Annotated in this window: 6 protein-coding genes and 1 pseudogene; 3 read left to right on the top strand and 4 right to left on the bottom strand. The window is 62.1% G+C overall.

Annotated features, from left to right (window positions below):
- Positions 1-13: 13 nt before the first annotated feature.
- Genes F3087_RS45055 through F3087_RS45065 form a run of 3 tightly spaced genes read right to left on the bottom strand, consistent with a single transcriptional unit; the run spans position 14 to position 1,947 of the window.
- Positions 14-793, bottom strand: coding sequence for an SAM-dependent methyltransferase (locus F3087_RS45055; RefSeq protein ID WP_150408355.1), 780 nt, complete (start codon positions 791-793; stop codon positions 14-16).
- Positions 793-1,512, bottom strand: coding sequence for a hypothetical protein (locus F3087_RS45060; RefSeq protein WP_150408356.1), 720 nt, complete (start codon positions 1,510-1,512; stop codon positions 793-795). The genes F3087_RS45055 and F3087_RS45060 overlap by 1 nt, the downstream gene beginning before the upstream one ends.
- A gap of 12 nt (positions 1,513-1,524) precedes the next feature.
- On the bottom strand, positions 1,525-1,947 hold the full coding sequence (locus F3087_RS45065) for a hypothetical protein (protein WP_150408357.1): 423 nt from the start codon (positions 1,945-1,947) through the stop codon (positions 1,525-1,527).
- 588 nt (positions 1,948-2,535) lie between these two features.
- On the opposite strand from F3087_RS45065, the gene F3087_RS45070 reads away from it, so the two are divergent.
- Both F3087_RS45070 and F3087_RS45075 read left to right on the top strand, forming a co-directional pair.
- Positions 2,536-3,414 (top strand): helix-turn-helix domain-containing protein, encoded by an 879-nt coding sequence (locus tag F3087_RS45070; RefSeq protein ID WP_150408358.1) that lies wholly within the window; start codon positions 2,536-2,538, stop codon positions 3,412-3,414.
- Entirely contained in the window at positions 3,411-3,617 is a 207-nt protein-coding gene (locus F3087_RS45075) for a DUF397 domain-containing protein (protein WP_150408359.1), read from the top strand. The genes F3087_RS45070 and F3087_RS45075 overlap by 4 nt, the downstream gene beginning before the upstream one ends.
- A gap of 390 nt (positions 3,618-4,007) precedes the next feature.
- On the opposite strand, the pseudogene rnhA reads toward F3087_RS45075, so the two are convergent.
- Positions 4,008-4,436: pseudogene (gene rnhA, locus F3087_RS47050) on the bottom strand (ribonuclease HI); the annotation flags it as partial.
- An 820-nt stretch (positions 4,437-5,256) separates the two neighbouring features.
- Here rnhA and F3087_RS45085 point away from each other — a divergent pair.
- The gene (locus F3087_RS45085; RefSeq protein WP_191094474.1) at positions 5,257-5,928 is read left to right on the top strand and encodes an AraC family transcriptional regulator; all 672 of its coding nucleotides are present in this window, start codon (positions 5,257-5,259) and stop codon (positions 5,926-5,928) included.
- Positions 5,929-6,000 lie beyond the last annotated feature (72 nt).

Here is a 6,000-nt window from a genome sequence, read left to right on the forward strand (position 1 = left end):
CGGACCGTGAGGGTCAATCCAGCTCACAGACCGCGGACAAAACAACGAGACTGGTAGGGGGCAGGTCGGAACCCAGTGCGTCCTGCACCGTCACCAGCCCTGGCGCTATTGGGGCGAATCCTTTGATGAGCGTTTCGATTTGATCGCGCGTCCGGAAGTTGGGTTCGGCAGGGGAACCTTCGGTATCGGCGATCATTTGGAGGCGGAGCTCATCGTTGGAATCAGTGCAGGCGTGGGTCATCACGAGGTAGCTACCCGGCGCCATCCGTTCGCGAAGCGTGGACATGATCTCGGCGGGCTTCTCGTCGTCGGTGACGTAGTCGAGCACGCCGGTCATCAACACAGCGATCGGTCGGTTGAAGTCGATCAGTGACGCGACGGCGAGCCGGTCCATTACTTCGTGCGGATTGCGGATGTCGTCTTTCAGCGCCGTCAGGCCGGGCCCGGTGGCGAGCAAGGCGTCGCAGTGAGCATGCACGATGGGGTCGTAGTCGATGTAAGAGACGGTGACGTGTGGGTTGATCGTGCGTGCCAGAGCGTGGACGTAGGGCTCGGTCGGGAAGCCGGCGCCGACATCGATGATCTGTCCGATGCCTGCATCAGTAACGAAATGTATTGATCGGTTGAGGAATTCGCGACACCACCCGGCCAGCGTGTGGGTGTCAGGGGCGATGGACAGCATGCGGTCCGCGGCATAGCGGTCGACCATGTAGTTGTCCTTGCCGTGGTTCAGATAGTCCCAGATGCGGGCGCTGGCTGGTGTTTTCACGTCGCGGCCAGGTGCGGGTCTCATCAGGGACGCCGGTAGATCGTCGCTTCGCGCGCATGATCGCGAGCGAAGCTCAATTCGGCGATGACAGTGAAGGGGGTTTTGCTGGGGGTGAGTGCGATCGCGGTGTCGGTGTCGGTGTGAACCAGAGACAGCGAATGGCCGCCGAAGGGGATGGTCCGGGCGTACCAGATGGCGAAGAATGCGGCGTTGCAATCGTCTGCCGGATCAAGATATGCATCGAAACCGTTGGTGCTCAACGACACTCCGAGAAGGCGCAGTGGAGGATCTATGATCATGGCTTGCGTCGGCATCGGGTCGCCGACATCACGACTCCGACCGCACTGCACGTATGGAAAGCGCTGACGGATGGGGGTAAGGAACTGTTCGGGCGTTAGTGGCGAGTTGGGCTCGAACCGCGGGCTGACTACGTATTCCGGGACATGGCCATGACGGCGGCGCATCTTGACCGGATTCGGCTTGCGCAGGGATGCGGCGTCCCACTCGAGCAGCTTCGGTGCGAGCTGGTGCGTGCGCGTAACCGCGATAATGTCCAAATCGATCAGGCCCAGCCGAGCCAACTCCTTCGACGACAATGTTCGCTGTATGCAGCAGGACGGATGTTGTTCATGGGCGCGAAAAACGCGCCAGAGCGCTAGCGTGGTCGTCAGATAGAGCCCACGGTCGTGACATGCCATCCTCGGGCATCCGCCGGTGCAATCGTCCTCGTCCTCCAAACCCATGGAAGGGTCCTCTCAGTGTGTTGTGGCTACATTGGGTTGCGTGAATTGCCCTGCGTTGTGGGCAATTTCGCGTATCTCAGCGATGGTCCATTGGTCAGTCGTGTAGTCCAGCGTGGTAGGGTCGAGCCGCTGAAGACGTGAATAGCCAAGCGGCTTCACCGCATCCCAATAGGCAGCTTCGACCCGAACCAGCAGCTCGTGATGCTCCGGAAACAGATCTCGGACGAACGGCAATTCCGGGCGTTCGTCGGCTTGGCCGAAATACACGAGACCTGGTGTGCCATTGGGTATTTCGATTCGTGAGCCGTCCATCTGCACTCGGTAAGCCGGATCGGGATCGGGGCGGCAGTCGCGAAGACTTTCGACCCGAATACGTCGATGCGCGATCCACCACGTGGCCTCACAATGCTCGGTGGACGTGATGTGCAACCTCATTGCTCTCCTCCGATCCGGCGGTTGTCCTCGCACTCGACGCAGGTGGCCAGCGCTATGGGTGCCGCACTCGAATTCGGTCGGGAGGGGTCTCGCACCGATGTGTCGCAGCGCCGCTGTCCATCTCCGCGAGTGCGCAAGATATGGCAGCGGCGGGGTACGGCGAGTCCGGAGAGGCTGAGTTGCTCCTTGGCCTGGTATCCCAGCCACTCGCCAGTCATCCGCGCTTGGACGCATCCGCTGACCTGGGGATCCAACAACCCGTTGCCGTAGATACGGCACGGGAGCCGGACCATACGGAGGTTGTGGCCTGGCCCGAGTGCGGTGGCGGTAACAGCTGGCGCGGTCATCAAGACCCCCTGGTCGCAGCAGTAGCTATGGGTGCGCCCGACCTCAGAAGAATCTCCGAAGAAGCGGAAGAAGCCAGTCTGCCCCGGGCGCTCGTTAAGCACACACTGGGTGTATTCCTGTTGCAAGTGCACTATGGGTTTTCATGAGGATTTTTCCGAAGTAGCAGAGTGTTTGTCGCGGATGCCCCAGACTTTTCCCATGACGACAACTCCGCGCGGCCGTAACGAGAAGTGAGGGAGCATGATCGAGGACAACGACACCACTTTGCCGAGGCGGCAACTTGGGCAGTACCTCCGTGACGCGCGGTTGGCGTCGAACATGACGCTCGAGCAAGTGGCGCCGATGATGCAGTGGTCGACGAGCAAACTGCAGCGGGTGGAGAAGGGGCAATCACCCAAGGTTCGCGAACTGGATGTCGAAGCGCTCTGTCGCATCTATGACGTGGACTCAGACCTCACGGCCGCCCTCAAAGGTTTGGCGATGCAGGCATCGGTCAAAAGCTGGTGGCACGCCTTCGACGATTTGATCCCGGGCAATTTCGACCTCTACGTCGGGTTGGAGTCGAGCGCCCAGGTGATGAGCTGCTATCGACCGGACGTGATTTCCGGCTTGTTTCAGACGCCGGATTACGCTCGTGCGCTCGACCGCAACTTCTTTCCCGGCATCTCTACCGAGGAACTCGACCGACGGATCGAGCTGAGGACTAAGCGTCAAGCGTTGATCAACCGGCGGACTCGTCCGGCGAACGTGGAGGTGATCTTCAACGAAGCAAGTCTGCGTTACGTGGTCGGTGGTCCGTCCGTCATGGCAAGGCAGCTCTGGCACCTTGCGGATATGCCGACCAATGTCACCGTTCGACTGCAGCGCTTCACGGCGGGTTTTCCGCTAGGGATTGCGCCAGGTCCCTTCACCATCCTGGACTTCGGGCTCGATGGTAAAAACCGACCGATCGCCCCGAGCGTGGTCTATGTCGAGTCGTATGCCGGTGACATGTACCTCGAGCGAGTCAAAGACCTCGACCGGTATCGTCGGGCGTACGAGACCATCCGGCAAACAGTGCTGGACGTTGCCAACAGCAAGAGCCTGCTTCGTCAGGTAGCGAGGGAGTTCGAAGCGTGAGCGTTGATCTGTCCGGAGCCAGGTGGTTCAAGAGCAGCCGCAGCGGTGGGGGCAAGGATTGCGTTGAGGTGGCTTTCACTGCGAACGGGCATGTGGGGGTTCGTGATTCGAAGAATCCAACCGGTCCGGCCCTTGTGTTCACGGCCGGGGAGTGGGATGCGTTCACCGCTGGGGTGCTCAACGGAGAATTCAACCGTTCGTAGGCATCTGCCTACCTCGGAATCAGGTCCGGCTCGCGGTGCGGCCGGGCCTGATTGTCGTCTGAGGGCGTAGTCGTCGACCAGGGAAGGGGGACCCTAGCCGAACAGGTTGGGCTGCGATTCACCCGCGTTCGGATGCTGGTCCCCGATATCCCAATGGGTTTTGCATCGGCCGCCACCGGTTGCGATCGCGCAGTGCTTACCCTTTTTGGTTATCGCACCGCACTGCAACGCTGGGTCGTGTAGATGACAGAGTCCAGAAGGGCCGGCCGAGATTTGGCACGGCTCGCCAGACCTGGTGAACGCACTGCACTGGTCCTGACTTTGCGGAATCGGTTCACGTGCAGGGGAAACACGAGGTGTGGGCCTGCCAGGCTGTTGGTCGGACCCGCCTGCTTCCTGCGCCCCGCGTACGGCGAGGCGGTCCGCGCGCTCATTCTCCGGATGTCCGGCGTGGCCTTTGACCCATTCCCACTCGACCTCGTGGCGCGCGGAGGCATCAGCAAGACGTTGCCACAAGTCAGCGTTCTTGACCGGTTCTCGCTTCTTGGTGACCCACCCGTTGGCTTGCCATTTCGGCACCCATGAGGTGATGCCGTCGCGGACGTACATGCTGTCGGTGTACACCCGGACTTTCGACGGTCGCTTCAGCGCCTCGAGAGCTTGGATCGGGGCGGTGAGCTCCATCCGGTTGTTCGTTGTCGGTCCTGGATCGCCGCCGTAGATATCACGCTCGTGTTGGCCGTATCGCAACACCGCGCCCCATCCGCCAGGTCCAGGATTGGGACTGCACGCCCCGTCGGTAAAGATCTCCACCTCCACCCGTGCGAGGTTAGCCCGGTGGGCCTTCACTGCCTAGTGACGGAGACAGGTCTGGCTTCGTCCGTGAACTCTGGGCTCTGGCCCACTTTCCGTGATCAGGTCTAGAGCCGCGGCACCCGGACGAGCGCCCAGTCCATGGCTGCGACGAAGTTCCGTGCCGTCCGAACGATCCGAGCCGGATTCGGTCAGTCGACCAACGGGCGCCCAGCGGCATTTGCGGACGTTCTTGGTTGGGTACTCAACAACGCCACCCGGATCGACCCAGAACGTTCCAGATGGAAATCTAGGGTGATACCCGTCAAGACTCCCGGCACCGCGGCCGATCCGCCACGCCTGGGCGGCCACTTAGGGGCGTTTGTGAACCCGTTCCCACGCGAATCGCCGGATGTGGACTTTGGGTCGTACCGGTGAGGTCGTGCCCATCCGTTGGCTGCGGGCTATTTGCGGGTAGGGGGCCGGGGGCGAACTGGGGAAGGAATGGACAGAACCTGGTGGCGATCATGTGGTGATCCCGGCACAGTGAACAGATCGGGTGCAGAAAGCGTTGACCCGCACCGTTATTCGGGGGTCTGGTGGAATGTCGGCACGGTATGAGATCGAACGTCACGACGCGAGGGGCAGCGGCCGGTCGGGTGGTCAGGAACAGGTTGGGAACTGTGCCATCGTGCGGGGGGTGCCCCATGCGGCGTTGCGAGACACGGTTGTCGGGTACGTGGGTTATCGGACGCTGAGTCCAGGCCCGGTGTTTCGTCAGTTGTTCCCGCGGGGGTGGGTGACGGTGCTGTTCGGGCCGCCCTTGCCGAACGGTTTGGTCGTTCCGGTGACTGGTGTGCACGATCGGGTCGTGCGTTTCACCCAGCAGGGGCGGCACAGGGGTATTGCGGTGGGACTGGCCCCGACTGCGGCGTTCGCGCTGCTGGGCGTCGAGATGTTCGAACTCGGGAGCAGGCAGGCCGATCTGGTCGATTTTCTCGGCACCGCGGTGGGTGAGGTTGTCGAACGACTCGCGGAGGCTGCCGATTGGCGGTCCCGGTTCCTCACCTTGGATCAGTTTCTGCTTTCCGCGCTGGCGCCCCGGCCTGTTGGAGACGATTTGGTGGGCTATGCCTGGCAGTGCCTGCAACAGGCCTACGGTGCGATGTCGATCACCTTGCTGGCCGAGCGGCTCGATGTCAGTACACGGACTCTGGAACTTCGCTTCCGCCGGGAAGTCGGTGTCTCACCGAAGAATGCGGCACGGATCCTGCGCTTCCAGCACGCCGTAGGTCTGCTCGAGCACAGCGGCCAGGACCGGATGACGTCGATCGCTCATGCTTGCGGCTACGCCGATCACGCGCACTTCGCTCATGAGGTGCGAGCGATGACCGCGTGCACACCCACCCAACTGCGGGCAGCCCTGCGACCTCACCCGCGGGCCGCTCTACTGATCGGCACGCGAGATCAGCCGCCGGCCCGTGAGGATCGCCTCGGCTCCGGTGTGGGCCCCGGTTGAATTGATCGTCGGTGATCCCGGGCTGAGCGGTGGACTCGTACGCCAGGCTCCGCGACGGGCCGACCATGTGCG

The organism is Nocardia colli (assembly GCF_008704205.1).
Classification (GTDB): domain Bacteria; phylum Actinomycetota; class Actinomycetes; order Mycobacteriales; family Mycobacteriaceae; genus Nocardia; species Nocardia colli.